Source organism: Phenylobacterium sp. (assembly GCF_046463815.1).
Classification (GTDB): domain Bacteria; phylum Pseudomonadota; class Alphaproteobacteria; order Caulobacterales; family Caulobacteraceae; genus Phenylobacterium.
Map to the genome: position 1 here is coordinate 83611 of NZ_JBKBRO010000016.1, position 24884 is coordinate 108494.

Below are 24884 nucleotides of genomic sequence, written 5' to 3' on the forward strand. Positions count from 1 at the left end.
TTGTGCGGAGAGCCCGAGATGAGACGCCTTGCCCCCCTGTTGGCGGTTGTGGCCAGCCTGGCGGCGTTCTCGCCAGCGGCCGCCCAGAGTTACGGGATGTTCGGCGCCAAAGAGTCGCGGCCGAAGTCGCCGACGGCGCCCTCCCTGGCCGACGCCTACAAGCCCAAGCCCCCGCTGGGCGCGCCCGCCGCGCCTAGGGTCTATGCGCCCATGGCGCCGCTCCCCCAGGCGAAGGCGCCCGAGCCCTTCAAGCCCTACCAGCCCTACAAGCCGGGATCGGTCTACGGCTCGCAGACGCCGCGCCGGCCGTAGCCGCCCCGCGACGACTTGATTTTCCGGCGCTTTCCCCCTACATGCGCCGCTTCAATCCACACGCGGGCGTTCGGCCTGGCCGGGGAGACATCCCGTCCTGGTCCGTTCCGGTCCTCTTCGGAGGGTTTGCCTGCGGCGGTCAACCGGAAGAAAGAGACGATACAGACGATGGCTCTGCCTGATTTCTCCATGCGCCAGCTGCTCGAAGCCGGCGCCCACTTCGGCCACCAGACGCACCGCTGGAACCCGAAGATGGACAAGTACATCTTCGGCGCGCGCTCCAACATCCACATCATCGACCTGTCGCAGTCGATCCCGCTGATGCACCAGGCCCTGGTGAAGGCGCGCGAAGTCGCCGCCGGCGGCGGCCGCATCCTGTTCGTGGGCACCAAGCGCCAGGCCTCGGAGCCGATCGCCACGGCCGCCAAGCGCTGCGCCCAGTACTACGTCAACCACCGCTGGCTGGGCGGCACGCTCACCAACTGGCGCACCGTGTCGGGCTCGATCGCCCGCCTGCGCGAGCTGGAGACGGTGCTGGCCGGCGAGGGCCAGGGCCGCTCGAAGAAGGAGCTGCTGCAGCTCACCCGCGAGCGCGACAAGCTGGAGCTGAGCCTCGGCGGCATCAAGGACATGGGCGGCATCCCCGACCTGATGTTCGTGATCGACACCAACAAGGAAGCGATCGCGATCCAGGAAGCCCGCAAGCTGAACATCCCGGTGATCGCCATCCTGGACACCAACTGCAACCCGGACGGCATCACCTATCCGATCCCGGGCAACGACGACGCCGCGCGCGCCATCCAGCTCTACTGCGACCTGATGGCCGACTCGATCCTGGACGGCCTGGCGGCCGGCCAGGCGGCCTCGGGCGTCGACCTGGGCGCCTCGGAAGCGCCGATCGAGCCGATGCTGGCCCGCGAGCTAGCGCCGGAACCGGCGGCTGAACCCGAGGTCACCGCGCCGGAAGCCGCGGCCCTCGAAGCCGAGATGACCGGCGCCGAAGCTCCCGCGGCGGATGCGGCGAGCGAAGAACAGGCCGGCTGAGCGCCCCCGCGGGCGCTTCGCTGACACGAAACTCTGATGGCGGGCCCTCATGATGGGGGCTCGTCCGATTCCAGACTGAAGGAGCCGACCATGGCGGAGATCACCGCTGCGCTGGTCAAGGAACTGCGCGAAAAAACCGACGCGGGCATGATGGACTGCAAGAAGGCCCTGCAGGAGAACGGCGGCGATATCGAGGCCGCGGCCGACTGGCTGCGGACCAAGGGCCTCTCCAAGGCGGCCAAGAAGTCGGACCGCGCGGCCGCCGAAGGCCTCGTGGCCGGCCTGGTGAGCGGCGACGGCAAGACCGGCGTGCTCATCGAACTGAACGCCGAGACCGACTTCGTGGCCAGGAACGAGAAGTTCCAGGACGCCGCCCGCCGCATCGCGGCCACGGCCCTGGCGCACCAGGCGCTCGAGACCCTGCACGAGGCCAAGACGGCCGAGGGCGAGGTGATCGGCGACCTCGTGACCGGACTGATCGCCACGATCGGCGAGAACATGCGTCTGCGCCGCAGCGAACGCCTGAGCGTCGAGAACGGCGCCGTGGCCCTCTACCTGCACAACGTGCAGGGCGAAGGCGTGGCGCGCCTCGGCGTGCTGGTGGCCCTGGAAGGCGCCGGCGACCAGGCCGTGCTGAAGGATGTCGGCCGCAAGATCGCCATGCACGTGGCCGGCACGCCGACCCCGCCGCTGGCGCTCACCTCCAACGACCTCGACCCCGAGGCCGTGGCCAAGGAGCGCGAGATCCAGACCCAGACCGCGATGGAGTCGGGCAAGCCCCGCGAGATCGCCGAGAAGATGGTCGAGGGCCGGATCCGCAAGTGGCAGGAAGAAGTGGTCCTGCTGAAGCAGCCGTTCGTGATGAACCCCGATCAGACGATCGAGCAGCTCATCGAGGAGACGGCCAAGCAGTCGGGCTCGCCCGTGAGCGTGAAGGGCTTCGTGCGCTTCGCCCTCGGCGAAGGCGTGGAGAAGAAGGCGGACGACTTCGCGGCCGAAGTGGCCTCGATGACGAGCGCCTCCTAGGCTCGACCCAAAACGACCCGTTGAGGGCGCGGCGCGTTCGACGCGCGCCGCGCCCTTGATGTATCTAGTGACCGCTTAAGAGAATCTCCGGACCCGACATGACCAAACCCCGCTACAGCCGCGTGCTCCTGAAGGTGTCGGGCGAGGTCCTGATGGGCGACCAGCCTTTCGGCATCGACACGGGCACCCTGGAGCGGACGGCCGAGGATATCGCCGAGGTGGTGCGCACGGGCGTGCAGCTCTGCCTGGTCATCGGCGGCGGCAACATCTTCCGCGGCGTCTCGCTGGCGGGGCGCGGCATGGAGCGGGCCAGCGCCGACTACATGGGCATGCTCGCCACGGTGATGAACGCGCTCGCCCTCCAGGCCGCCCTGGAGAAGATCGGCGTCTACACCCGCGTGCAGTCGGCCATCCCGATGGAGGCGGTCTGCGAACCCTACATCCGCCGGCGCGCGATCCGGCACCTGGAGAAGGGCCGCGTGGTGATCTTCGCCGCCGGCGTCGGCGCGCCGTTCTTCACGACCGATTCCGGCGCGGCGCTGCGGGCCGCCGAGATGGGCTGCGAGGCGCTGTTCAAGGGCACCAGCGTGGACGGCGTCTACACCGCCGACCCCAAGAAGGACGCGTCCGCCGAACGCTACGACACGCTCAGCTACACCGACGTGCTGGCCAAGGACCTGCGGGTCATGGACGCCTCGGCGGTCAGCCTGATGCGCGACAACCAGATTCCGATCGTGGTGTTCTCCATCCGCGAGCGGGGCAATTTCCTCCAGGTGCTCAAGGGGCAAGGGGTCTACACGACCATCGCCTGACGCCCTAGTTTCCAACGCCACTGACATCCCACGGGAGAGATCCGCATGGCCACCGCCGAGAAGCCGGTGCTTTCCAAGTACAAGGACCGCATGGACAAGGCCGTCGCGGCGCTGAAGGAGGAGTTCGCCTCGCTGCGGACCGGCCGGGCCTCGGCCAGTCTGCTCGACCAGATCCACGTGGACGCCTACGGCTCGTCAATGCCGCTCAACCAGGTGGCCGCCGTCTCCGTGCCCGAGGCCCGGATGATCTCGGTCAACGTCTGGGACCGGGGCATGGTGGTCTCGGTCGAGAAGGCGATCCGGCAGTCGGACCTGGGGCTCAATCCCGTCGTCGACGGCCAGACCCTCCGCATCCCGATCCCGCCGCTCACCGAGGAGCGACGCAAGGAAATCGCCAAGATCGCCGGCCGCTACGCCGAGCAGCAGCGGGTGGCCGTCCGCAACATCCGCCGCGACGGCAACGAGGACCTTCGCAAGGCGCAGAAGGACAACGTCATCAGCCAGGACGAAGAGAAGCGGATGGAGGCCGAGATCCAGAAGTTCACGGACGAAGCCATCAAGCGCATCGACGAAGCCTTGAAAACCAAAGAACAAGAGATCATGCAGGTCTGACGCGCGCGTCCGCCGCCGCACCCTTGGATATCCCAGACGCCATGGCCGCCCCTGAGAAGATCCCGCACGCGGGCGCGCCTGCCGACCAGGCGCAAGGCCGGCCCCTGCACGTCGCCGTCGTCATGGACGGCAACGGCCGGTGGGCCAAGCAGCGCGGCCTGCCGCGCACGCTGGGCCACCGCGAGGGCGTCGAGGCGCTGAAGCGCACCGTCTCGGCCGCGCCCGAGCTCAACATCCGCTGGCTGACGGTCTTCGGCTTCTCGACCGAGAACTGGAGCCGTCCCGCCGCCGAGGTGGCGGAACTGATGGCGCTCCCCAAGCGCTACTTCGAGACCGACATCGCGCGGCTTGAGCGGGAAGGGGTCCGCGTCCGGGTGATCGGCCGCCGCGAGGGACTGTCGAGCGATCTCGTCAGAATCATCGAGGACGCCCAGGACCGCACGGCCGCCAACGACCGGTTCTTCCTCAACATCGCCTTCAACTACGGAGGGCAGGCCGACATCGCCGACGCCGCCCGTCGCTTCGCCGAGGAGGTCGCCGCCGGCCGCGCGAGCCCGGCCGATCTCACCGAGGAACGCTTCGGGAGCCTCCTGGCGACCGCCGGTTCGCCGCCGCCGGACCTGATCGTCCGGCCTTCGGGCGAGCAGCGCCTCTCGAACTTCCTGCTCTGGGAAGCCGCCTATGCGGAACTCGTCTTCCAGGACGTGCTCTGGCCCGACTACGGCAAGGAACACCTGAGGGCGGCGCTGGCGGACTACGCCGCGCGAGACCGGCGCTATGGCGCGATCGTGGCCGATGACGTCCTCGCCGCCGGCTAAGCGGTTCGACTGGTCCAACCTCGGCCTGCGGATCGCCTCGGCCGTGGTGATCGCGCCGGCCGCGGTCGGCGCCGCATGGGTGGGCGGCTGGCCCTATCTCGTGCTGATCGCCGTGGGCGTGGCGCTCCTCTCCCTGGAATGGGGCGGGATGAGCGCGCCGGTCGCCCCGACCCGCGTCTCGGCCGCGGTGACCGCGGCGGTGCTGGCCAGCGTCTTCCTGGCCTACCAGGACCAGGACCTGTTGGCGTGGACGGCGGCCGCGCTGGGCGCCCTGGCCGCCGCCCTGGTGGCGCGGGGGGTGGCCGAGCGGCCCGCCGACGCCGCGTTCGGGGTCGTCTACATCGCCCCGGCCGCCATCTGCCTTGTCTGGCTCAGGGCCACCGACCAGGGCCATTGGTGGATGATGACGCTCTTCGCCGCCACCTGGGCCGCGGACATCGGCGCCTTCGCCGTCGGCAGCTTGCTGAAGGGACCCAAGCTGTGGCCCCGGTTCTCTCCCAACAAGACCTGGTCCGGCTTCGTCGGCGGCCTCGCGGCCTCGGCCCTGGCCGGATTCGCCATGGCGCTCTTCAGCGTCTTCCAACTCAACCTGGCGGCCGCGGCGCTCGTCGGCCTCTCGGTCGGCCTCGCCACCATGGCCGGCGATCTCTGGGAATCGATGCTGAAGCGCCGTTTCGGCGTGAAGGACTCCGGCGACCTCATTCCAGGGCACGGCGGGCTGCTGGATCGCGTGGACGGCCTTATGTTCGCCGTGGTCGTGATGGCCCTGGTCCGGCTCGCCAACATATGGGGATGGCATTGAACCTGCCGCGCACGGTCAGCGTCCTGGGCTCCACTGGCTCGATCGGGGTATCGACCCTCGACCTGTTCGAACAGGCCAAGGTGGACGTGGACGTCGTCGCCCTGACCGCCGGGCGCAACGTCGAGCGGCTGGCCGAACAGGCCCTGCGCTGGCGCCCGCGCATCGCGGTGATCGAGGATGAGGCGGGCCTGCCGGCCCTGCGCGACCGCCTGAAGGGCTCCGGCATCGAGACGGCCGCGGGCGCCAACGCCGTGCGGGATGCGGCGGCGGCCGAGGCCCAGTGGGTGATGTCGGCCATCGTCGGCTTCGCCGGCCTCGCGCCCACGCTCGCGGCGGCCAAGGCGGGGGCGGTGATCGCGCTCGCCAACAAGGAAAGCCTGGTCTGCGCCGGACCGGCCCTGCTGCGCACGGCCAGGATGGCCGGCGGCGCGGTCGTGCCGGTGGACTCCGAGCATTCGGCCATCTTCCAGGTCCTTGACCCCGAGGTCGCCGACCAGGTCTCGCGACTGATCCTCACCTCGTCGGGCGGGCCGTTCCGCAACGCCACGCGCGAGGAGATGGCCGCGGCCACGCCCGAGCGCGCGCTGGCCCACCCGAACTTTTCGATGGGCGCCAAGATTTCGATCGATTCCGCGACCATGATGAACAAGGGCCTGGAGGTGATCGAGGCCGCCTATCTGTTCGCCATGCCGCCGGAGCGGATCGAAGTCCTGGTCCATCCCCAGCAGATCATCCACAGCCTCGTGGAATACGCCGACGGCTCGACGCTGGCCCAACTGGGGCCGCCCGACATGCGGCCGCCGATCGCGTGCGCCTTCGCCTGGCCCGACCGGCTGCCGTGGCCGGCGCCGAAGCTGGACCTGACCCAGACGCCGCTGACCTTCCAGCATCCCGATTTCGACCGCTTCCCAGCCCTGCGCATCGCCAAGGAGGCGCTGCGGGCGGGGGGCCACGCGCCGGCGGCGATGAACGCGGCGAACGAGCGCGCCGTCTCGGCTTTCCTTGACCGGCGCATCGGCTTCCTCGACATCAGTGCTGTCGTCTCGGAAACGCTGGAGCGTCTGGACGGCATGGAATTCGCAGCGGACGGCCCGGACGCCGTGGAGTGCGCCAGGATGACCGATACCGAGGCCCGCCGGGTGGCGGACGACGTGGTGGGCGGCCTGGCCTCAAGGGCCGCCAGGGCGTGATGGAGTCGTTCCCGATGCAGTTCCTTCAGAACGCCTTGCTCTACGTCGTCCCGTTCCTGCTCGTCCTGGGCATGGTGGTGACGGTCCACGAACTGGGCCACTTCCTGGCCGCGCGCTGGCTCGGCACCAAGATCGACCGCTTCTCGATCGGCTTCGGCCGCGCGCTGGCGAGCTGGCGCGACCGCCACGGCGTGGAATGGCGCGTGGGCTGGATGCCGCTGGGCGGCTACGTCCGCTTCGCGGGCGACGAGAACATGGCCTCGATCCCCGACGCCGAGGACCTCGCCGCCATGCGCCGGGAGGTGGTGAAGCGGGAAGGCGAGGGGAGCCTCTCCCAGTATTTCCATTTCAAGCCGCTGTGGCAGCGGGCGATCATCGTGGCCGCCGGCCCGGCCGCCAACTTCCTGCTGGCCATCGCCATCTTCGCGGCCCTGCTGATGAGCTTCGGCGAGCTCGTGCTGCCGTTCCGGGTCGCCCAGGTGACGCCGAACAGCCCCGCGGCGGTGGCTGGCTTCCGGCCGGGCGACCTGATCGTCGAGGCCAACGGCCGCGCCGTGCGCCGCTTCGACGAGGTGCAGCAGCTTGTCCGCGTCCGCGCCGAGGTGCCGACCAGCTTCGTGGTCGAGCGGGGCGGGGCGCGGGTGACCCTGGTCGCCACCCCGCGCTGGGAGGTGCAGAAGGATGCGGTCGCCGGCGAGCAGCGGGTGGGCGTCCTGGGGCTGATTCCGGCGCAGCGGGCGGAGGACTTCCAGCGCGTCCGTTACGGGCCCGTCCAGGCCGTGGCCGGCGGCGTGCAGCGCACCTGGAGCACGCTGGAGACCAGCGTTTACTACCTGGGCCGCTTGGTGACGGGGCAGGTGGGCGCGGACCAGCTCCGCGGGCCCTTGGGCATCGCCAGCGTCACCAAGAACGTCGCCGAGCTCGGCGCCGAGGGCGCGCTCTCGGTCGGGCAGATGGTCATTGGGGCGAGCCTCAACCTGATCCAGCTCGCGGCCCTGATCTCGGTCAGCATCGGCTTCATGAACCTGCTGCCGGTGCCGGTGCTGGATGGCGGGCACCTGATGTTCTACGCCTACGAAGCGGTCGCAAGGCGCCCTCTTGCCGCCAAGGTTCAAGCCGCAGGTTACCGGGTAGGCCTTGCGCTCGTCCTCGGTTTGATGTTGTTCGCCACTTGGAACGATTTGCAGCGCCTGCGTGTGTTCAATCTGTTCGGCGGCCTATTCTCCTAGGCCCTCGGTCCCACAAAACGGCTGATTCGATGCTCAAGACCCGCGCCTGCAGCGCTGCGCTCGCCTCCGGCCTTGCCCTTCTCCTGGGTTCGACCGCTCTCGTGACGCCGACGCTGGCCTTCGCCCAGCAGGAGCAGGGGGGACGGGTCCAGCGGATCCTTGTCCAGGGCAACGAACGCATCGAGCAATCGACGGTCGTCTCGTACCTGCCGGTGCAGGTGGGCGACCAGGTCACGCCCGAGCGAATCGACCTGGCCCTGAAGGCGCTGTTCCGCACCGACCTGTTCTCGGACGTGAAGATCGACTTCCAGAACGGGGACCTCATCATCACCGTCGACGAGAACCCGATCATCAACCGGGTGATCTTCGAGGGGAACAAGGGCCTGAAGGAAGACAAGCTGCGCGACGAGGTGAGCGTTCGCCCGCGCGGCATCTTCACCCGCGCCAAGGCCCAGGGCGACGTCCAGCGGATCGTCGAGCTCTACCGGCGCTCGGGCCGGATCTCGGCGACGGTCGAGCCGCAGATCATCGAGCTGCCGCAGAAGCGCGTGGACCTGATCTTCAAGATCGACGAGGGCCCCAAGAGCGGCATCCTCTCGGTCAACTTCCTAGGCAACAAGGCCTTCAGCGACAACGACCTGCGCGACGTGGTCGTGACCGAGGAGAGCCGCTGGTACAAGTTCTTCTCCTCGAACGCCAACTACGACCCCGACCGCCTGGAGTACGACAAGGAGCAGCTGCGCAAGCACTACCGCAACCGCGGCTATTACGACTTCCGGGTCTCCTCGGCCGTGGCCGAGCTGTCGCCCGACAAGAACGGCTTCGTGGTCACCTACACGGTCGACGAAGGGCCCAAGTACGACTTCGGCAAGGTCGAGGTCGAGACCGAGCTCCAGAAGCTGAACAAGGACGTCCTGGCGTCGCTGCTGCCGATCCGCACCGGCCAGACCTATCAGGACGAGGCCATCGAACAGGCCACGGACTCGCTGACCTTCGCCGCCGGCGCCGCGGGCTTCGCCTTCGTGGACGTCCGCCCGCGCTACACGCCCAACCGCGAGGCCAGGACCGTCGATGTGACCTTCCAGGTCCGCGAAGGGCCGCGGGTCTACGTCGATCGCATCGACATCGTCGGCAATACCCAGACCCTGGACTACGTGATCCGCCGCGAGATGAGCGTGGTGGAGGGCGACGCCTACAACCGCGCCCTGGTCGACCGCTCGAAGCGCCAGATCCGCGGGCTGGGCTATTTCAAGAACGTCGACATCACCGAGATCCCCGGCTCGGCGCCCGATCGCACCGCGTTGCAGGTGCGCGTCGAGGAGCAGCCCACGGGCGAGCTGTCGTTCAGCGCCGGCTACTCCTCGGTGGACCAGCTCGTGCTCGACCTGGGGATCAGCCAGCGGAACTTCCGCGGCCGCGGCCAGGACGTGCGCGCCCGCGTCTCGGTGGGTTCGCTGCGCCAGCAGCTCGACTTCTCGTTCACCGAGCCCCGGTTCATGGGCCGCGACGTGGCCGCCGGCATCGACGTCTACGGCTACCGCTACGACTACTCGGACTACCTGGCCTACGAGAACACCACGGTCGGGACGACGCTTCGGGCCAACTTCCCGCTCAGCCTCAACGCCCGCGGTTCGCTGCGCTACACCCTGCGCCAGGACGAGATCGACATCTCCGACCTGAACTGCGACCCGAACAACCCGGTGCTGTCGCTGACCCTTTGCGACCAGCGGGGCAGGTTCATCACCTCGCTGGTGGGCTACGGGGTGCGTTTCGACCGCCGCAACGACTACCTGAACCCCACCCGGGGCTTCTACGTCGACTTCGCCCAGGACTTCGCAGGGCTCGGCGGCGATGTGAACTTCATCCGCACCGAGGCCGAGGGCGGCTGGTATCACGGCTTCACCCGCGACTTCATCCTGAGCCTGGTGGCCTCTGCGGGTTACGTCGAAGGCTGGGGCGGCGACACCGTCCGGATCAACGACCGCTTCTACAAGGGCGGCAACACCTTCCGGGGCTTCGAGACCGCGGGCATCGGTCCGCGCGACCTGAGCTTCACCCGCGCCGACGCCCTGGGCGGCAAGGCCTACGCCATCGGCACGGTCGAGTTGACCGTCCCCACCTTCCTGCCCGAGCAGTACGGCATCAAGGCGTCGCTGTTCTCCGACGTCGGTACGCTCGGCCTCCTCGACAAGGAGGACAAGCAGTGCCCGGCGCCGGGCACCACCGATTGCCCGCTCGGCACGCGCGATCCGGCCGTCAAGGACGACCTGTCGCTGCGCGCTTCCGCCGGGTTGAGCGTCCACTGGCGTTCGCCCATGGGTCCGATCCGGTTCGACTTCAGCCGCGTTTTGGCCAAAGAGGACTACGACAAGACCGAGACGTTCCGGTTCTCCACCTCAACCAGGTTCTAGGAATCATATGAACTTCAAGACCTTCGCCGTGGCGGGCTGCGCCGCGGCCGCCGCCCTGGCCGTCGCCGGCCAGTCCTTCGCCCAGACCCCGCCCGTGGCCCAGACCAACGCGCCGCCGCCGGTCACCCACGGCCCGGCCGTCCCGGGCGTCTGCATCCTGTCGGTGCAAGGCGCCATCGCCGGCTCGTCGGTCGGCAAGTATGTCGACACCCGGATGCAGCAGATCATCCAGCAGGTGAACGCCGAGCTGAACGGCGAGCGCACCGCGATCGAGAACGAGAGCAAGACCCTCGAAAGCCAGCGCGCCACCCTTGACCGCACGACGCTGGAGCAGCGGGCCTCGGCCCTTCAGGTCCGCGCCAACGCCCTGCAGCGCAAGGCCGCCCAGCGCGAGCGCGAGGTCCAGGTGACCGAGCAGAAGGCCCTGGGCCGCGTGGGCCAGGAGATGGAGCCGCTGATCCGTCAGGTCTATGAGCAGCGCCAGTGCTCGGTCCTGCTGAACCGCGAGGCCGTGGTCATCGGCAATCCGGCGATGGACATCACCGCGGGCGTGGTCACGGCGCTGAACGCCAAGATCACCCAGTTCGCCTTCGACCGCGAACGTCTGGACCAGCAGCCCGCGCCTGCGCAGACTGCGCCGGCCCAGACTCAGCAACGCCGGTAATCCAGGACCGAAGCGACGCGGGTCGAGCTCGCAAGGCGAACCATGCCCGATCCGCGCTTCTTCGAAGACCTGGGCCCCGCACCCCTGGCCGAACTGGCCAGGCTGGCCGGGGCCGAGCTGCGCGCCCCCGAGGCGGGCGACCGACCGATCCGCGCCGTCGCCATCCTGGCCCATGCCGGACCGGACACCGTCACCTTCCTGAGCGACCGCAAGCACGCGGGCGACCTCGACCCCCGAGCCGGAGCCTGTTTCGTCCAGGACCGGGACGCGGGCCTGCTGCCGGCGGGTTGTGCGGCGCTGGTCTGCGCCAATCCCCACGCGGCCTATGCGCTGGCGGCCCTGAGGCTGCATCGCCCCAGGGCGGGCGTGGGCGAGGCGATCGCCCCTGACGCCGCCCTTGAGCCGGGAGTCCGATTGGGCGCGGGCGCGGTCGTGGGGCCGGGGGCCTCCATCGGTCGGGGCACACGTGTCGGCGCCAATGCGGTGATCGGCCCCGGCGTGGCCATCGGGCGCGACTGCGACATCGGCGCCAACGTCACCATCGGCTTCGCCCTGGTGGGCGACCGGGTCCGCATCCTGGCCGGGGCGGTGATCGGAGAGCCGGGGTTCGGCGCCACCGTCGGGCCGCGCGGCCTGATCGACATCCCCCAGCTCGGTCGGGTGATCATCCAGGACGGCGTGACGATCGGGGCCAACAGCACCGTGGACCGCGGCGCCTACGACGACACGGTGATCGGCGAGAACACCAAGATCGACAACCTGGTGCAGATCGCCCACAACGTCCGTGTGGGCCGTAATTGCGTGATGGCCGCCCACACGGGCATATCCGGCAGCGTGACGATCGGCGACGGCGCCCAGTTCGGCGGCCGCGCGGGCGTCGCCGACCATGTGACCGTCGGCGCGGGCGCCCGTGTGGGCGCGGCGGCCGGGGTGATGAAGGACATACCCGCGGGCGAGACCTGGGGCGGCATGCCGGCCCGGCCTATCCGCGAGTGGCTGAAGGAAACGGCGTGGCTCGCCCGGTCGGCGAACCGCAGAGGGGGCTAACGGGGAATGACGCGCAAGGCGCCGGTGGGGCAGGACCCCACGCAGATCGACATCACCGAGGTGCTGGCGCGGATCCCGCACCGCTACCCGTTCCTGCTCGTGGACCGCTGCGAGGAGTACAAGCCCAGCGAGTCCATCGTGGGCATCAAGTGCGTGACCGTGAACGAGCCCTTCTTCCAGGGGCACTTCCCGGACTATCCGGTCATGCCGGGCGTGCTGCTCATCGAGGCCATGGCCCAGACGGGCGCCGTCCTGATGTCCAAGTCGCTCGAGGTGGACACGGCGGGCAAGGCCATCTTCTTCATGTCCGCCGACAACTGCCGCTTCCGCTCGCCGGTGCGGCCAGGCGATGTGGTGCGCATGCCGGTGAAGGTCGTCCGCCACCGCGGCGACGTGTTCAAGTTCGCGGGCCAGGCTCTGGTCGACGGCAAGGTCGCCGCCGAGTGCGAGTTCGCCGCCATGGTCGTGGAGACCTGATCGCCTTGGCCCAGATCCATCCCACCGCCATCGTCGCCGACAGCGCCGAGATCGCCGAGAACGCGGTCATAGGTCCGTTCTGCATCGTGGGCGAGGCGGTGCGGATCGGTGCCGGCACGCGCCTCCACGCCCACGTGGTCGTCGAGGGACGCACGACCCTCGGGCGCAACAACCAGGTCCATCCCTTCGCCGTCCTGGGCGGGCCGCCGCAGCATACCGGCTACAAGGGCGAGGACACCCAGCTCGTCATCGGCGACAACAACATCATCCGCGAACACGCCACGATGAACATCGGGACGGTGAACGGCGGCGGCGTGACCCGTGTGGGTTCCAACGGCTTCTACATGATCGAGTCCCATGTCGGGCACGACTGCGTGGTGGGCGACAACGTCATCCTGACCAAGCAGGCGACGCTCGGCGGACACTGTCACGTCGGCGACTATGTGATCGTGGGCGGCCTGGCGGCGGTCCATCAGTTCACCCGCGTGGGCCGCCACGCCATGATCGGCGGCCTGGCGGCCGTGGTGAAGGACGTGATCCCCTACGGCTCGGTGTGGGGCAACCACGCCCATCTCGAGGGGCTGAACCTCGTGGGCCTGAAGCGCCGGGGCTTCGACCGCGAGACGATCAACACCCTGCGGGCGGCCTACCGGTTGCTGTTCGCCGACGAGGGGACGTTCCAGGAGCGCCTGGAAGACACGGCCCAGACCTATGCGGACAGCCCCGAGGTCATGGAGATCATCGAGTTCATCCGGGCCGACGCCAGCCGGCCGCTCTGCCTGCCCGAACGCGAGCTCTGATGAAGAAGCTGGGGCTGATCGCCGGCGGCGGGGGCCTGCCCGTCGAGATCGCCGAGCATTGCGACCGCTCCGGCCGGCCTCTGTTCGTGATCCGCCTGAAGGGTTTCGCGGGCGAGGCGCTGGCGCCCTACGCTGGGGCCGAGGTCGGGATCGCCGAGGTCGGCAAGTGCATCAAGGCGCTGAAGCGGGCGGGCTGCCAGGCGGTCTGCCTGGCCGGCATCGTGGCGCGGCCGGACTTCACGAGCCTCATGCCCGATCTTCGCGGGCTGAAACTGTTGCCGCGGGCGATCGCCGCCGCGCGCAAGGGCGACGACGCTCTGCTGCGCCTGCTGGTCGAGGAGTTCGAGGGCGAAGGCTTCGAGGTCGAGGGCGCGCACGAGGTCATGGACGACCTGTCGCTGCCCGCCGGGGCGCTCGGCCGCGTCGTTCCCGACGAGGACGAGATGGCCGACGCGCGGCGCGCGCTGGAGGTGGCCCGGGCCATCGGACACCTGGACGTGGGCCAGGCGGCCGTCGTCGCCCACGGCCTCGTCCTGGCCGTGGAAGCCCAGGAGGGCACCGACGCCATGCTGTCGCGGGTGGCCGACCTGCCGGCCCATCTGCGCGGACGCCCGGGTGCGGGCGTCGGCGTGCTCGCCAAGGCGCCCAAGCCGATCCAGGAGACCCGGGTGGACCTGCCCACCATCGGCCCGGCCACGGTCCAGGCGGTCGCCCGCGCGGGCCTGGCCGGCATCGTGGGGGAGGCGGGGCGCCTGCTGGTGCTGGAGCGCGAGGCGGTGATCGAGCAGGCCGACGCGCTGGGCGTCTTCGTCCTGGGCGTGGAGGCCGACACGCCGTGAGCGCGCGCCCGCTCACCGTGATGCTGGTCGCCGCCGAGGCTTCCGGCGACGACCGGGGGGCCGGGCTGATGCGGGCGCTGAAGCGCCGCCTGGGCGGGGGTGTCCGCTTCGTGGGCGTCGGCGGCGAACGGATGACCGCCGAGGGCCTCGCCAGCCCCTTCGACATCGCCGAGTTGTCGGTCCTGGGGCTGCTGGAGGGGCTCGCGGCCTATCCCAAGGTCGTGCGGCGGGTCCGGGAGACGGCGGCCCTGGCGGCCCGGGAGAAGCCGGACATCGCCGTCCTGATCGACTCCTGGGGCTTCACGCTCCGGGTCGCCAAGGCGCTCCGCAAGCACGATCCCAGACTGCCCCTGGTGAAGTACGTGGGGCCGCAGGTCTGGGCCTCGCGGCCGGGGCGGGCGAAGACGACCGCCGAGACCTTTGACCGGCTGCTCTCGATCCACGCCTTCGACGCGCCGTACTTCGAGGCCGCCGGCCTGCCGGTGACCTTCGTGGGGAATTCGGCGCTGGCGGTGGATTTCAGCGCAGCCGACCCAGACCGCCTGCGGCGTCGGATCGGGGCCGGGCCGGACGATCCGATCCTGCTCGTTCTGCCGGGCAGCCGGCCCGGCGAGATCGCCCGCGTGTTGCCCGCGTTCGAGGACGCGGTGATGCGGCTTAAGACGGACTGGCCGGACCTGCACGTCGTCGTCCCGGCGGCGCCCACGGTCGCCGACGCCGTCAGGGCGCGGGTGGCGGGCTGGCCGCACCGGGCTCACGTGCTGGAGGGCGAGGAGGCCAAGCTGGACGCCATGAAGGCCGCGACTGTGGCGCTGGCCTGTTCTGGCACGGTCACGACGGAACTGGCGCTGGCCGGCTGCCCGATGGTGGTGGGCTACAGGCTGGCGCCGCTGACCTACGCGATCCTCAAGCGGCTGATCCGCACGAAGTGGGTGACACTGTTCAACATCGCCGCCAAGGACTTCGTGGCCCCGGAGCTGATCCAGGACGCCTGCAACGGCCCGGCCCTGGCGCGGGAAGTGGCGCTGCGCCTGGACGACGCCGAGCTGCGCCGCCGCCAGGTCGAGCGGCAGTACGAGGCCCTCGCAAAAATGGGACGCGGCGGCCCCGATCCGAACGAGGCCGCCGCGCAGGCAGTTCTGGAAATGCTTGGGAAAAGAGCGGCTTAGCCGCGCTTTTCGACGGCCACGTAGTCGCGCTGGGCGGCGCCCGTGTAGAGCTGGCGCGGACGGCCGATCTTCTGGGACGGATCCTCGATCATTTCCTTCCACTGGGCGATCCAGCCCACCGTGCGGGCGAGCGCGAACAGCACCGTGAACATCTCGGGCGGGAAGCCCAGGGCGCGCAGCGTGATGCCCGAGTAGAAGTCGACGTTCGGGTAGAGCTTCCGTTCCACGAAGTAGGGGTCGTTGAGCGCGATCTTCTCGAGCTCCATCGCCACCTTCAGCAGCGGGTCGTCCGAGTGACCGACCTCGGCCAGCACCTCGTGGCAGGTCTTCTGCATGACCTTCGCGCGGGGGTCGTAGTTCTTGTAGACCCGGTGGCCGAAGCCCATGAGGCGGTAGCGGCGGTCCTTCACGCCCTGGACGTACTCCGGGATGCGATCGACCGAGCCGATCTCCTTGAGCATGTTGAGGGCTTCCTCGTTCGCACCGCCGTGGCTGGGGCCCCAGAGGCAGGCGATGCCGGCGGCGATGCAGGCGAACGGGTTGGCGCCCGACGAGCCGGCGAGGCGGACGGTCGAGGTCGACGCGTTCTGCTCGTGGTCGGCGTGCAGGATGAAGATGCGGTCCATGGCGCGCGTCAGGACCGGGTTCGGCTTCCAGTCCTCGGCCGGAACCGAGAAGCACATGCGCAGGAAGTTCTCGGCGTACGAGAGGTCGTTGCGCGGGTACACGAACGGCTGGCCCAGCGAGTACTTGTAGGCGCGGGCCGCGATGGTCGGGATCTTGGCGATCATCCGGTGGGCGGAGATCATCCGCTGTTCCGGGTCATCGATGTTGGTGCTGTCGTGGTAGAAGGCCGAGAGGGCGCCGACCGCGCCGACCATGATCGCCATCGGGTGAGCATCCCGGCGGAAGCCCATGAAAAAGCGATCGAACTGCTCGTGCACCATCGTGTGGTAGGTGATGTTGTGCTCGAACTTGGCGTACTCGGCCGCGGTCGGCAGTTCGCCGTGCAGCAGGAGGTAGCAGACCTCCAGGAAGTTCGACTGTTCCGCCAGTTGGTCGATGGGGTAGCCGCGGTGCAGCAGGATGCCCTGGTCGCCGTCGATGAAGGTGATCTTGCTCTCGCAGGACGCCGTCGAGGTGAAGCCGGGGTCGTAGGTGAAGGTGTCCGTCTCAGCGTACAGCTTGCGGATGTCGATCACGTCCGGGCCTGCGGTCCCCTTCAGGACCGGAAGTTCAACGCCCTTGCCCCCGATGCCGATCTTCGCCGTTTCGCCCATGCGGACCCCTTTCGCGGATGCGAGATAAAACGCTCGTTCGGAGCGGCCTTATAACGGTTTACGCCGCGCGTGAAAGCGCATCGTCGAGCCTTCCCAGACTTTCGTCGCGGCCAAGCGCCACCATGGCGCCGGCGAGGTCGGGCGCGGGCGCTCCGCCCGAGAGGACGGCGCGCAGTTGGGGACCGAACTTGCCCAGGCCCACGCCCTCGGCTTCGGCGAAGGCGCGCAAGGCCCCCTCGAGGCTCGGGACGTCCCAGAATTCGACCGCCTCCAGAGCTTGCCGCAACCGCGAAAGACGGCCGGTCATCTCCTCGGTCATCTGGGCCTTGGCCTTCTCGGGCAGCTCCAGCGGACGGCGCTTGAGCGCGAAGATCACGTTGTCGGCGAGCTCCAGGGTCGTCTTGGCTCCGTCGCGCACGAACGGGATCGTCCGCTCGACGATCGCCATGTCGCCGGCCGTGAGCGCCACGTCGCGGCTGGCCAGGATCTTTTTCACCAGCCCCGCGAGCCGGGCGGGCTCCGCCTGGCGGATGTAGTGATTGTTGAGGTGGTTCAGCTTGTCCCAGTCGAGCCGGGCCGGCGCGCTGACCACGTCCTTGATGTCGAACCAGGCGATGGCCTGCTCGTCCGAGAAGATCTCGTCGTCGCCATGGCCCCAGCCCAGCTTGGCGAGGTAGTTGCGCATGGTCTCGGGCAGATAGCCCATGTCGTCGAACTCGCTGACCGCTTGCGACCCGTGACGCTTGGACAGCTTCTTGCCGTCCGGCCCGTTGATCATCGGCAGGTGCGCCCAGACGGGCGTCTCCCAGCCCAGGCCCTGGTAGATCAGGGTCTGGCGGGCGGCGTTGTTCAGGTGGTCGTCGCCGCGGATCACGTGGGTGATCCCCATGTCGTGATCGTCCACCACCACGGCGAGGTTATAGGTGGGCGTGCCGTCGGTCCGCAGCAGGATGAGATCGTCCAGCTGCTTGTTCTGGAAGCGCACCTCGCCCTTGACGGCGTCCAGGATGACGGTCTCCCCCTCCTGAGGGGCCTTGAGACGCACGACGAAGGGACGGGCGGGAGCGTCGTTTGGCGAGGCGTCGCGCCAGGGTGAGCGCACCACACGGCCCTCGGCCCGGGCGACCTCGCGCTCAGCCTCCAGCTCCTCGGGCGTCATGTAGTCGCGATAGGCGCCGCCGCGGGCCAGCAGCTCCTCGGCGACGGCCCGGTGGCGCTCTGCCCGGGCGAACTGGAAGACCGGCGGCTCGTCCGGCTGGAGGTTCAGCCACGCGAGCCCGTCGAAGATCACCTTCACGGCTTCGTCCGTGGAGCGCTCCCGGTCGGTGTCCTCGATGCGCAGCAGGAACTGCCCCCCGGTGTGGCGGGCGTAAAGCCAGTTGAACAGCGCGACCCGCGCTGTGCCAATGTGCATCATGCCGGTGGGCGAGGGGGCGATCCGGGTGCGGACGGGGCGGTCTGACATAGAGCTCGGAGGGTCTGTTGAGGCGGCGGCGGAAGGCGCGCGTCTGGGGGGTGTCGGAGCGGCGCCTCTTAGCACGCGGATTCGGAACGCGGCGAGTCCGGCAAGGCTCCGCGTCCTGTTCCAGGACCAGGCGGCGGCCCAGGCCGACCGCTGGACGCTCTGGACCCCGGTGGCGTTCGGCGCGGGCTGCGCCCTCTATTTCGGCCTGCCGCGCGAGCCCCAGGTCTGGGTCGCCTGGCTGGCGATCGGGTTCGCGGCGGCGCTGCTGGCCGGCGCGGCGCGGTGGGCGCAGGGGCGGGCTCTGCTGGCGACGCTGGTGCTGATGGCGTTCGCCATGGGCGGTTTCGGGGTCGCCAAGCTGCGGACCGAGGCGGTGAGGGCGCCGGTGGCGTTGACCGGCGCCCGGCCACAGGTCGTGGAAGGCTGGGTGCTGGACGTGGCCCCGCCGGGACAGGGCGGCCAGCGCCTGCTGATCGCGCCGGCGCGCGTGGCGACCTGGCCAGCCGAGGCGACGCCCATCCGCCTCCGCGTGACGCTCCGGCCCGGGACGCCGCTGCCCAGGCCGGGCGAGGCGGTCAGCCTGCTGGCCATCCTCAATCCGCCGCCGCCGCCCGCCAGCCCGGGCGCCTACGACTTCGCCCGGGACGCCTGGTTCGAGAGCGTCGGCGCGGTGGGGCTGGCGTTGCGGGCGCCCGAAGCGTGGACGCCGGATGGGCGGCCGCCCTGGCGGCTGGCCCTCGCCATGCGGATCAACGCCCTGCGCTGGGCCCTGACCGAGCGCATCGTGCAGACGCTGGGCCCGGAGACCGGCGGCCTGGCCGCGGCCATGACCACGGGCCACGAAGCCTACATCCCGCCAGAGCAGGTGGAGGACCTCCGGGCGGCGGGTCTGGCCCACATCATCTCGATCAGCGGCCTGCACATGGCCATCGTCGGCGGCTTCGCCTTCGCCGCGGCGCGCCTCCTGATCGCCGCCTGGCCGTGGCTCGCCCTGCGCGCGCCGGGCAAGAAGCTGGCGGCGGTTTTCGGCCTGGCCGCCGTCGGGGGATACCTCGTTCTGTCGGGCGCGCCGCCGCCGGCCGAGCGGGCGGCGATCACCGCGGCGGTGGCCTTCGCCGCGATCCTGGTGGACCGGCAGGCGATCAGTCTGCACGCGCTGGCGCTCGCGGCCATGGGGGTCCTGCTGTTGCAGCCCGAGGCGGTGACCGAGCCGGGATTCCAGATGTCGTTCGCCGCCACAGCCGCCCTGGTGGCCCTGGCCGAGGCCTGGCCCAGGCCGGTGCGCGAGATCGAGGCGCCCTGGTGGATCCGTGCGCCCCAGGCGGCCGGAACCTGGATCGCGGCCAGCCTGGCGGTGAGCTTCGTGGCGGGGTCCGCCACCGGGCCTTTCGCCATCCAGCACTTCAACCGGGTCTCGACCTGGGGGCTGCTGGCGAACCTCGCGGCGGCGCCGATCTCGTCGTTCCTGCTGATGCCGGCCCTGGCGTTGGGCGCGGCGCTCGCGCCCCTTGGCCTCGGCAAGCTCCCCCTGGAGGTCGCGGGGTTCGCCATCGACCTGATCACCGGCGTGGCCGGCCTGGCCGCCCGCGCGCCGCTGGCCCAGGCGGTCGTGCCGAGCGCGCCCGGCTGGACCCTGGCGGCGTCGTTCCTGGGCCTGCTGTTCGTGTGCCTGTGGCGTGGGACTCTGCGCTGGGCGGGCCTTCCCCTGGCCCTTTCCGTGCTGTGGGCGCCCAGGCCCGCGGCGCCGGACGTGTGGATCGCCGCCGACGGCGCCGCCGTGGCCGTGCGCGAGGGCAAGTCGGCCGTGCTGCTGCGGCCGGACGTCAAGCTGTTCGGGGCGGAGCTATGGGCGAGGCGGCGGGGGCTTTCGCCGCTGATCTCGGAGGCGGAACGGGACGCGCGCTTCGCCTGCGACCGCTGGAGCTGCGCGCCCGGGTCGACAGCGCCGGTTTCCCTGGCCGCCGCCTGGAACCTGCGGCGACCCTTCAAGGCGGGCCGGCTCGAAGCATTGTGCGCCTCGGCCGAGATCGTGGTGCTGAGGAACGACTTCCGTCCGGAGAGCTGCGGCGCGTCCCTGGTGTTGACGGGGGCCGACTTCCGGGCCGGCGGCTCGGCCGAGCTCTATCGACGGCCCGACGGCGCCTGGCGGATCGTCTGGGCCCAGGACCTGCGCGGCCGCAGGCCCTGGACGTGGGGGTTCGATCCCCGGACCTAGTGGTAGCGGCGGATCAGGCCCACGAGACGGCCCTGCACGGCCACTTGGTCGGGGCCGAAGATGCGGGTCTCGTAGGCCGGGTTGGCGGCTTCGAGCGCGATGGACGCGCCCTTCTTGCGCAGGCGCTTGAGGGTGGCTTCCTCGCCGTTCACCAGGGCCACCACGATGTCGCCCGAGTTGGCGGCGTCGGTGCGGCGGATGACCACGAAGTCGCCGTCCAGGATGCCTGCGTTGATCATGGAGTCGCCCTGGATCTCGAGGACGAAGTGTTCGCCCGCGCCCAGCATGGCCTCGGGCACCGGCAGGCGGTCGCGTTCCTGCTGGATGGCCTCGATCGGCGTGCCGGCGGCGATCTTGCCGAGGATCGGCAGCTCGCGGGTGTCGTTGGCGGCGGCCGGCACGGCCTGGCCCGCGTCGACGAGCTGGGGCTTGAAGGGCGCGCGTCCCTTGGGCGGGGCGGCGGCGGTGGCCTCCTGCGGCAGGCGGACCACCTCCAGCGCCCGGGCCCGGTGGGGCAGGCGGCGCAGGAAGCCCCGTTCCTCCAGGGCGGTGATGAGCCGATGGATGCCCGACTTGGACGCCAGGTCCAGCGCCTCCTTCATCTCGTCGAAGGACGGGGAGACGCCCGTCTCCTTGATCCGCTCATGGATGAACATGAGCAGTTCATGCTGCTTTTTGGTGAGCATGGCGGCGACCCTCGGAACAAAGCGAAAACCTGTGGATGTTCTCTAGGTGTTCCGGATTAATGTCAAGTTACCGACGTTATCTCTGAAAACTAAGGGGAATTTGTCGCAGGCTCCACCCGGGGCGGCGACTCACCCGGCGTTTCACCCCAGCAGGGCGCGAGTCGCGGCGGTCACGTCGGCCTGACGCATGAGGCTTTCGCCGACCAGCATGGCCTTGGCGCCGCAGCGTTCGAGGCGGCTGACGTCGGCCGGGGTGAAGATGCCGCTCTCGGTCACCAGGAGTGCGCCCGCGGGCGCCAGGGCGGCGAGCCGTTCGGTGATCGCCAGGTCGACGGTGAAGGTTCGCAGGTCCCGGTTGTTGACGCCCACCAGGTCGGCGCCGAGCTTTCCGGCGCGCGCCATCTCGGCCTCGTCGTGGACCTCGACCAGGGCGTCCATGCCGAAGCGCCGGGCCTCCGCCATCAGGTCGACGGCGAGCGCGTCGTCCACCATGGCCAGGATGACGAGGATGGCGTCGGCGCCCAGGTCGCGGCTCTCGGCCACCTGCCAGGGATCGACCAGGAAGTCCTTGCGTATGCAGGGCAGGGCGCTGGCGGCGCGGGCGGCGACCAGGTAGTCGTCGCGGCCCTGGAAGCTGGGCTCATCGGTGAGCACGGAAAGGCAGGCCGCACCGCCGGCCTCGTAGGCGCGGGCCAGGGCCGGCGGGTCGAAGTCCGCGCGGATCAGGCCCTTGGACGGCGAGGCCTTCTTGATCTCGGCGATGAGGGCGAGCTTGCCCGGGGCATGGGCGCGTTCCAGCGCGGCGCGGAAGCCGCGGGGGGCGTCGGCGGCCGGCGTGACGGTCGGGCGCGCGGCCTTGCGGACGGCGACTTCGTCGCGCTTGTAGGCGGCGATCCTGGCCAGGATGTCGCTCATGGGGCGGTGATCTCGGCGAGCCTGGCGAGCGCCGCCTTGGCGCGGCCGTCGTCCAGCACCTGCCCGGCCAGCTCCACGCCCTCGCGCAGGGTCTCGACCTTCTCGGCCACCAGGAAGGCGGCGGCGGCGTTGAGGGCCACGATGTCGCGGTAGGGCCCGGTCTCGCCGTCCAGCAGGCGGCGCAGCGCCTGGGCGTTCTCGGCGGGCGAACCGCCCGTGAGGTCGGCGAGCGCGGCGCGGGGCAGGCCGACCGCCTCGGGCGTGACCGTGAAGAGGCGCACCTTGCCATCGCGCAGTTCGGCCACGCTGGTCTCGCCCGTGGTGGTCATCTCGTCGAGGCCGCCGCCGTGGACGACCCAGGCGCGCTCGGAGCCCAGCAGGCCCAGGGCCTCGGCCAGGGGCTTCACCCAGCGTTCGGCGTAGACGCCCACCACCTGGCGCTCTGCGCCGGCCGGATTGGTGAGCGGGCCCAGCAGGTTGAAGATCGTGCGGAAGCCCAGCTCGGCGCGGATCGGCGAGACGTGGCGCATGGCGCTGTGGTGGGCCGGGGCGAAGAGGAAGCAGATGCCCGCCTCGTCCAGGGCCCGGAGCTGCCGGTCGGCCGGGGCGGCGATGTTGATCCCCAGCTCGGTCAGCACGTCGGCGGCGCCCGACTTGGACGACATGGCCCTGTTGCCGTGCTTGGCCACCTTCAGCCCGCCGCCGGCGCAGACGAAGCCCACTGCGGTGGAGATGTTCAGCGTGTGCAAGCCGTCGCCGCCGGTGCCACAGACGTCGATGGTCGGGAAGGGGGCCGGCAGGCGGATGGCGGCCCGGCGCATGGCCCGGGCGCAGGCGGCGATCTCGCCGAGGGTCTCGCCGCGCATCCGCATGGCGGTCAGGGCCGCGCCCACCTGGGCCGGCGTGGGTTCGCCCCGCAGGCAGGCCGAGAAGAACGTATCGGCGTCGTGGTCCGACAGGGTCGCGCCGTCGGCCAGGCGCGAGAGGAGCGGCTTGAAGGCGTCGGACATCGGGGCCGCGTCAGGCCTCGGCCAGCCGCTTCACGCCGGCGATGTCGAGGAAGTTCGCCAGCAGCTCGTGGCCGCACTCGGTGGCGATGGATTCCGGGTGGAACTGCACGCCGAACACCGGCCGGGCCCTGTGCTGCACGCCCATGATCTCGCCGTCGTCCGTCCAGGCCGTGACCTCCAGGTCCGGCGGGACATGGGATCGCTCGATGGAGAGGCTATGGTAGCGGGTGGCCGTGAAGGGCTTCTTCAGCCCGGCGAAGATGCCCTTGCCGTTGTGGTGGACCTGGCTGGTCTTGCCGTGCATCAGGGCCTTGGCGCGCACCACCTCGCCGCCGAAGGCCTGGCCGATGGACTGGTGGCCCAGGCAGACGCCCAGGATCGGCAGGTCGGCCGGCGCGGCGGCCAAAAGCGACAGGCAGACGCCCGCTTCGTTGGGCGTGCAGGGCCCGGGCGAGAGGAGGACGGCCTCGGGCTTCAGGGCCAGGGCTTCCTCGGCGGTGAGCGCGTCGTTGCGCACGACATGCGTCTCCGCCCCCAGTTCGTTCAGATAGTGAACCAGGTTGTAGGTGAAGCTGTCGTAGTTGTCGATCACCAGGATCATGCGACCCATCTAGGCTTTGCCGAGGCATCCGCCAAGCGGGATGCTGGGCCATGGCCGCAAACGATTCGGCATTGGACGCTGACGCCATGGCCCGGGCCCGGGCGCTGCTCGCGCGCCCCGAGCGGCCGGAGCGGCTGTGGCCGGCCGTCTCGGCGGCGGCGTTCCTGGCGGTTTCGGCCCTGGCGTTCGCGACGGCGATGGTGATCGCGCCGCCCGTGATCACGCACCCGACGACGAGCGCGCCTGGCTGACGTCGGCCCGCATCGGCGGGGTCAGCCGGAACCAGGCCTCGATCACCCCCCGTTCGGCCAAGCCGGCGAAGAGCCGCTGCACGTTGACGGCGTTGTCCCGCAGGAAAGCTCGCCACAGGGGACGGTCGAGGAACTCCTCCGGCACGTCGACGCCGCGTTGGTCACGGACGCACAGCCCGCGGTCGACAAGTTCGTTAACATGGCGGCGTACGGTCTCGGGGGGCATCCGCAGGCGCTGGGCGATGGCGGCGATGCTCTGGGGGTGGTCCAGGCTGCCCAGGGCCGCCAGCAGGACCAGGACGCCGACGACGTCGCCGGTGATCCCCATCACCATGTCCAGCGTCCGCAGCATGTAGTCCGACAGCAGGCGGGCGGCGGCCCGGACCGGCACCGTGGCTTCCGGGGGATAGGCCGAGCGCGGAAGCTCGTCCACGAGCCCGGCGGCGTTGGCCTCGTAGAAGAACGCGCGCAGCCGGTTGTGGTTCTCGAACACCGACTGGACGTAGCCCGGCGAGGTCAGGAATTCCTCGGGCACGATGACCCCGCCCTCGACGGCGGCGCAGGCGCCGGCGTCCTGCAGGCGGCGCACGCGGCGCCGGGTGGTCTCGAAGGGGAGGCGCAGCGAGGCGGCGACGGCGTTGATGCTCACCGGCCGGCGGCGGGCGTCGGGCGCGGCCGCCTCCATGCGGCCGTAGCGCATGCGGGCCAGCGGCTCGCGGGTCAGAGGGGCGATGTTGGCCTGGTTGATGGCCATCACCAGCATGGCGTCCAACGGGGCCAACGACTCGATGCCGGTCGCGACCTCGTCGAGGATGAAGGCGAAAGACAGCAGGCCGAGGGCGCGGTCTCGTCGCGTCAGCGGCGGATTGTCGTCTTCATCTGTCCGGAGATCGTCCACGCCGCCGTTTTACCCCGTCCCCAGGCCCGGAACGCCCGTGGCTGTTCGCGGACTATGGACACACCATTAACCACGGGCGAGTCTGCGCAAGCGGAACGTTACCCGCATTGAGCAAACACAACCGGAGCCCATACCCGCTTTGAGCAAACGCGGGTCGGGCAAGCGCATGGCGGGATGCGTTCCGCGCGGTCTAGGACGAATCCACATTCAGCGTAGCCAGAGCATGATGGCGGCGAGGTGGATGAAGGCGAGGAAGTGGTCGGCGCGGCGGTCGTAGCGGGTGGCGAAGCGACGGAAGTGCTTGAGCTTGT

The 24884-nt window shown here is 70.2% G+C and carries 25 protein-coding genes and 1 pseudogene; 18 read left to right on the forward strand and 8 right to left on the reverse strand.

The window, feature by feature from the left end; translation table 11 throughout:
• Window positions 1-18 precede the first annotated feature (18 nt).
• The 16 genes from ACK4TT_RS12220 (at window position 19) to lpxB (ending at window position 15252) form a co-directional block, all read left to right on the forward strand.
• On the forward strand, window positions 19-312 hold the full coding sequence (locus tag ACK4TT_RS12220; protein WP_409637277.1) for a hypothetical protein: 294 nt from the start codon (window positions 19-21) through the stop codon (window positions 310-312).
• Window positions 313-480: 168 nt separating this feature from the next.
• Window positions 481-1356, forward strand: a complete 876-nt coding sequence (gene rpsB / locus ACK4TT_RS12225) for a 30S ribosomal protein S2 (protein WP_409637280.1) — start codon at window positions 481-483, stop codon at window positions 1354-1356.
• Between the two features lie 90 nt (window positions 1357-1446).
• On the forward strand, window positions 1447-2382 hold the full coding sequence (gene tsf / locus ACK4TT_RS12230; protein WP_409637283.1) for a translation elongation factor Ts: 936 nt from the start codon (window positions 1447-1449) through the stop codon (window positions 2380-2382).
• A 98-nt stretch (window positions 2383-2480) separates the two neighbouring features.
• Window positions 2481-3194 carry a UMP kinase gene (gene pyrH, locus ACK4TT_RS12235; RefSeq protein WP_409637286.1) on the forward strand — a complete coding sequence of 238 codons (714 nt, stop codon included), beginning with the start codon at window positions 2481-2483 and terminating at the stop codon, window positions 3192-3194.
• A 45-nt stretch (window positions 3195-3239) separates the two neighbouring features.
• A complete protein-coding gene (gene frr / locus ACK4TT_RS12240; RefSeq protein WP_409637289.1) occupies window positions 3240-3806 on the forward strand; it encodes a ribosome recycling factor in 567 nt (188 codons plus the stop codon).
• A 41-nt stretch (window positions 3807-3847) separates the two neighbouring features.
• Window positions 3848-4624: a polyprenyl diphosphate synthase gene (gene uppS, locus ACK4TT_RS12245; RefSeq protein ID WP_409637292.1), complete on the forward strand. Its 777-nt coding sequence runs from the start codon at window positions 3848-3850 to the stop codon at window positions 4622-4624.
• Complete coding sequence (locus ACK4TT_RS12250; protein ID WP_409637295.1) at window positions 4602-5426, forward strand: phosphatidate cytidylyltransferase; 825 nt, start codon at window positions 4602-4604, stop codon at window positions 5424-5426. The genes uppS and ACK4TT_RS12250 overlap by 23 nt, the downstream gene beginning before the upstream one ends.
• A complete protein-coding gene (gene dxr, locus ACK4TT_RS12255; protein WP_410213051.1) occupies window positions 5417-6616 on the forward strand; it encodes a 1-deoxy-D-xylulose-5-phosphate reductoisomerase in 1200 nt (399 codons plus the stop codon). Before ACK4TT_RS12250 ends, dxr begins: the two co-directional genes overlap by 10 nt.
• Before the next feature lie 14 nt (window positions 6617-6630).
• Complete coding sequence (gene rseP, locus ACK4TT_RS12260; RefSeq protein WP_410213052.1) at window positions 6631-7845, forward strand: RIP metalloprotease RseP; 1215 nt, start codon at window positions 6631-6633, stop codon at window positions 7843-7845.
• 29 nt (window positions 7846-7874) lie between these two features.
• Entirely contained in the window at window positions 7875-10256 is a 2382-nt protein-coding gene (bamA, locus tag ACK4TT_RS12265; RefSeq protein WP_409637303.1) for an outer membrane protein assembly factor BamA, read from the forward strand.
• Between the two features lie 7 nt (window positions 10257-10263).
• On the forward strand, window positions 10264-10920 hold the full coding sequence (locus ACK4TT_RS12270) for an OmpH family outer membrane protein (protein WP_409637306.1): 657 nt from the start codon (window positions 10264-10266) through the stop codon (window positions 10918-10920).
• 42 nt (window positions 10921-10962) lie between these two features.
• A complete protein-coding gene (gene lpxD / locus ACK4TT_RS12275; RefSeq protein WP_409637309.1) occupies window positions 10963-11967 on the forward strand; it encodes a UDP-3-O-(3-hydroxymyristoyl)glucosamine N-acyltransferase in 1005 nt (334 codons plus the stop codon).
• Between the two features lie 6 nt (window positions 11968-11973).
• Window positions 11974-12444, forward strand: a complete 471-nt coding sequence (gene fabZ / locus ACK4TT_RS12280; RefSeq protein ID WP_409637312.1) for a 3-hydroxyacyl-ACP dehydratase FabZ — start codon at window positions 11974-11976, stop codon at window positions 12442-12444.
• A gap of 5 nt (window positions 12445-12449) precedes the next feature.
• Window positions 12450-13244 (forward strand): acyl-ACP--UDP-N-acetylglucosamine O-acyltransferase, encoded by a 795-nt coding sequence (gene lpxA / locus ACK4TT_RS12285; RefSeq protein WP_409637315.1) that lies wholly within the window; start codon window positions 12450-12452, stop codon window positions 13242-13244.
• A complete protein-coding gene (gene lpxI / locus ACK4TT_RS12290) occupies window positions 13244-14083 on the forward strand; it encodes a UDP-2,3-diacylglucosamine diphosphatase (protein WP_409637318.1) in 840 nt (279 codons plus the stop codon). Before lpxA ends, lpxI begins: the two co-directional genes overlap by 1 nt.
• Window positions 14080-15252, forward strand: coding sequence for a lipid-A-disaccharide synthase (gene lpxB, locus ACK4TT_RS12295; protein WP_410213053.1), 1173 nt, complete (start codon window positions 14080-14082; stop codon window positions 15250-15252). The genes lpxI and lpxB overlap by 4 nt, the downstream gene beginning before the upstream one ends.
• On the opposite strand, the gene gltA is transcribed toward lpxB, so the two are convergent.
• Entirely contained in the window at window positions 15249-16532 is a 1284-nt protein-coding gene (gltA, locus tag ACK4TT_RS12300; RefSeq protein WP_410213054.1) for a citrate synthase, read from the reverse strand. The two genes, lpxB and gltA, sit on opposite strands and share 4 nt — an antisense overlap.
• A gap of 58 nt (window positions 16533-16590) precedes the next feature.
• On the reverse strand, window positions 16591-17997 hold the full coding sequence (gene gltX, locus ACK4TT_RS12305) for a glutamate--tRNA ligase (protein WP_410213055.1): 1407 nt from the start codon (window positions 17995-17997) through the stop codon (window positions 16591-16593).
• Between the two features lie 79 nt (window positions 17998-18076).
• Between gltX and ACK4TT_RS12310 the strand changes: the two genes are divergently transcribed.
• Entirely contained in the window at window positions 18077-20212 is a 2136-nt protein-coding gene (locus ACK4TT_RS12310) for a ComEC/Rec2 family competence protein (protein WP_410213056.1), read from the forward strand.
• Here ACK4TT_RS12310 and lexA read toward each other — a convergent pair.
• From lexA to ACK4TT_RS12330, 4 genes are all read right to left on the reverse strand, one after another.
• On the reverse strand, window positions 20209-20898 hold the full coding sequence (gene lexA, locus ACK4TT_RS12315) for a transcriptional repressor LexA (protein WP_409637330.1): 690 nt from the start codon (window positions 20896-20898) through the stop codon (window positions 20209-20211). The two genes, ACK4TT_RS12310 and lexA, sit on opposite strands and share 4 nt — an antisense overlap.
• Before the next feature lie 141 nt (window positions 20899-21039).
• Complete coding sequence (trpC, locus tag ACK4TT_RS12320; RefSeq protein WP_409637333.1) at window positions 21040-21813, reverse strand: indole-3-glycerol phosphate synthase TrpC; 774 nt, start codon at window positions 21811-21813, stop codon at window positions 21040-21042.
• On the reverse strand, window positions 21810-22823 hold the full coding sequence (gene trpD, locus ACK4TT_RS12325) for an anthranilate phosphoribosyltransferase (protein ID WP_409637336.1): 1014 nt from the start codon (window positions 22821-22823) through the stop codon (window positions 21810-21812). The genes trpC and trpD overlap by 4 nt, the downstream gene beginning before the upstream one ends.
• Window positions 22824-22833: 10 nt before the next feature.
• Window positions 22834-23424, reverse strand: a complete 591-nt coding sequence (locus tag ACK4TT_RS12330) for an anthranilate synthase component II (RefSeq protein ID WP_409637360.1) — start codon at window positions 23422-23424, stop codon at window positions 22834-22836.
• Window positions 23425-23474: 50 nt separating this feature from the next.
• Between ACK4TT_RS12330 and ACK4TT_RS12335 the strand changes: the two genes are divergently transcribed.
• Window positions 23475-23675, forward strand: a complete 201-nt coding sequence (locus tag ACK4TT_RS12335) for a hypothetical protein (RefSeq protein ID WP_409637339.1) — start codon at window positions 23475-23477, stop codon at window positions 23673-23675.
• Here ACK4TT_RS12335 and ACK4TT_RS12340 read toward each other — a convergent pair.
• Window positions 23644-24573: a helix-turn-helix domain-containing protein gene (locus ACK4TT_RS12340; protein WP_409637342.1), complete on the reverse strand. Its 930-nt coding sequence runs from the start codon at window positions 24571-24573 to the stop codon at window positions 23644-23646. The two genes, ACK4TT_RS12335 and ACK4TT_RS12340, sit on opposite strands and share 32 nt — an antisense overlap.
• A 207-nt stretch (window positions 24574-24780) precedes the next feature.
• Window positions 24781-24884, reverse strand: a pseudogene (locus ACK4TT_RS12345) (IS5/IS1182 family transposase); the annotation flags it as partial.

Excerpts from the sequence above, each read along its gene's own strand:
- dxr (WP_410213051.1), top strand. The coding sequence starts at position 5,417 with ATGGCATTGAACCTGCCGCGCACGGTCAGCGTCCTGGGCTCCACTGGC.
- tsf (WP_409637283.1), top strand. The coding sequence starts at position 1,447 with ATGGCGGAGATCACCGCTGCGCTGGTCAAGGAACTGCGCGAAAAAACC.
- ACK4TT_RS12220 (WP_409637277.1), top strand. The coding sequence starts at position 19 with ATGAGACGCCTTGCCCCCCTGTTGGCGGTTGTGGCCAGCCTGGCGGCG.
- lpxI (WP_409637318.1), top strand. The coding sequence starts at position 13,244 with ATGAAGAAGCTGGGGCTGATCGCCGGCGGCGGGGGCCTGCCCGTCGAG.
- ACK4TT_RS12335 (WP_409637339.1), top strand. The coding sequence starts at position 23,475 with ATGGCCGCAAACGATTCGGCATTGGACGCTGACGCCATGGCCCGGGCC.
- lexA (WP_409637330.1), bottom strand. The coding sequence starts at position 20,898 with ATGCTCACCAAAAAGCAGCATGAACTGCTCATGTTCATCCATGAGCGG.
- uppS (WP_409637292.1), top strand. The coding sequence starts at position 3,848 with ATGGCCGCCCCTGAGAAGATCCCGCACGCGGGCGCGCCTGCCGACCAG.
- trpD (WP_409637336.1), bottom strand. The coding sequence starts at position 22,823 with ATGTCCGACGCCTTCAAGCCGCTCCTCTCGCGCCTGGCCGACGGCGCG.
- bamA (WP_409637303.1), top strand. The coding sequence starts at position 7,875 with ATGCTCAAGACCCGCGCCTGCAGCGCTGCGCTCGCCTCCGGCCTTGCC.
- rseP (WP_410213052.1), top strand. The coding sequence starts at position 6,631 with ATGCAGTTCCTTCAGAACGCCTTGCTCTACGTCGTCCCGTTCCTGCTC.
- ACK4TT_RS12250 (WP_409637295.1), top strand. The coding sequence starts at position 4,602 with ATGACGTCCTCGCCGCCGGCTAAGCGGTTCGACTGGTCCAACCTCGGC.
- rpsB (WP_409637280.1), top strand. The coding sequence starts at position 481 with ATGGCTCTGCCTGATTTCTCCATGCGCCAGCTGCTCGAAGCCGGCGCC.
- frr (WP_409637289.1), top strand. The coding sequence starts at position 3,240 with ATGGCCACCGCCGAGAAGCCGGTGCTTTCCAAGTACAAGGACCGCATG.
- gltX (WP_410213055.1), bottom strand. The coding sequence starts at position 17,997 with ATGTCAGACCGCCCCGTCCGCACCCGGATCGCCCCCTCGCCCACCGGC.
- pyrH (WP_409637286.1), top strand. The coding sequence starts at position 2,481 with ATGACCAAACCCCGCTACAGCCGCGTGCTCCTGAAGGTGTCGGGCGAG.
- gltA (WP_410213054.1), bottom strand. The coding sequence starts at position 16,532 with ATGGGCGAAACGGCGAAGATCGGCATCGGGGGCAAGGGCGTTGAACTT.
- fabZ (WP_409637312.1), top strand. The coding sequence starts at position 11,974 with ATGACGCGCAAGGCGCCGGTGGGGCAGGACCCCACGCAGATCGACATC.
- ACK4TT_RS12330 (WP_409637360.1), bottom strand. The coding sequence starts at position 23,424 with ATGATCCTGGTGATCGACAACTACGACAGCTTCACCTACAACCTGGTT.
- lpxD (WP_409637309.1), top strand. The coding sequence starts at position 10,963 with ATGCCCGATCCGCGCTTCTTCGAAGACCTGGGCCCCGCACCCCTGGCC.
- ACK4TT_RS12270 (WP_409637306.1), top strand. The coding sequence starts at position 10,264 with ATGAACTTCAAGACCTTCGCCGTGGCGGGCTGCGCCGCGGCCGCCGCC.
- trpC (WP_409637333.1), bottom strand. The coding sequence starts at position 21,813 with ATGAGCGACATCCTGGCCAGGATCGCCGCCTACAAGCGCGACGAAGTC.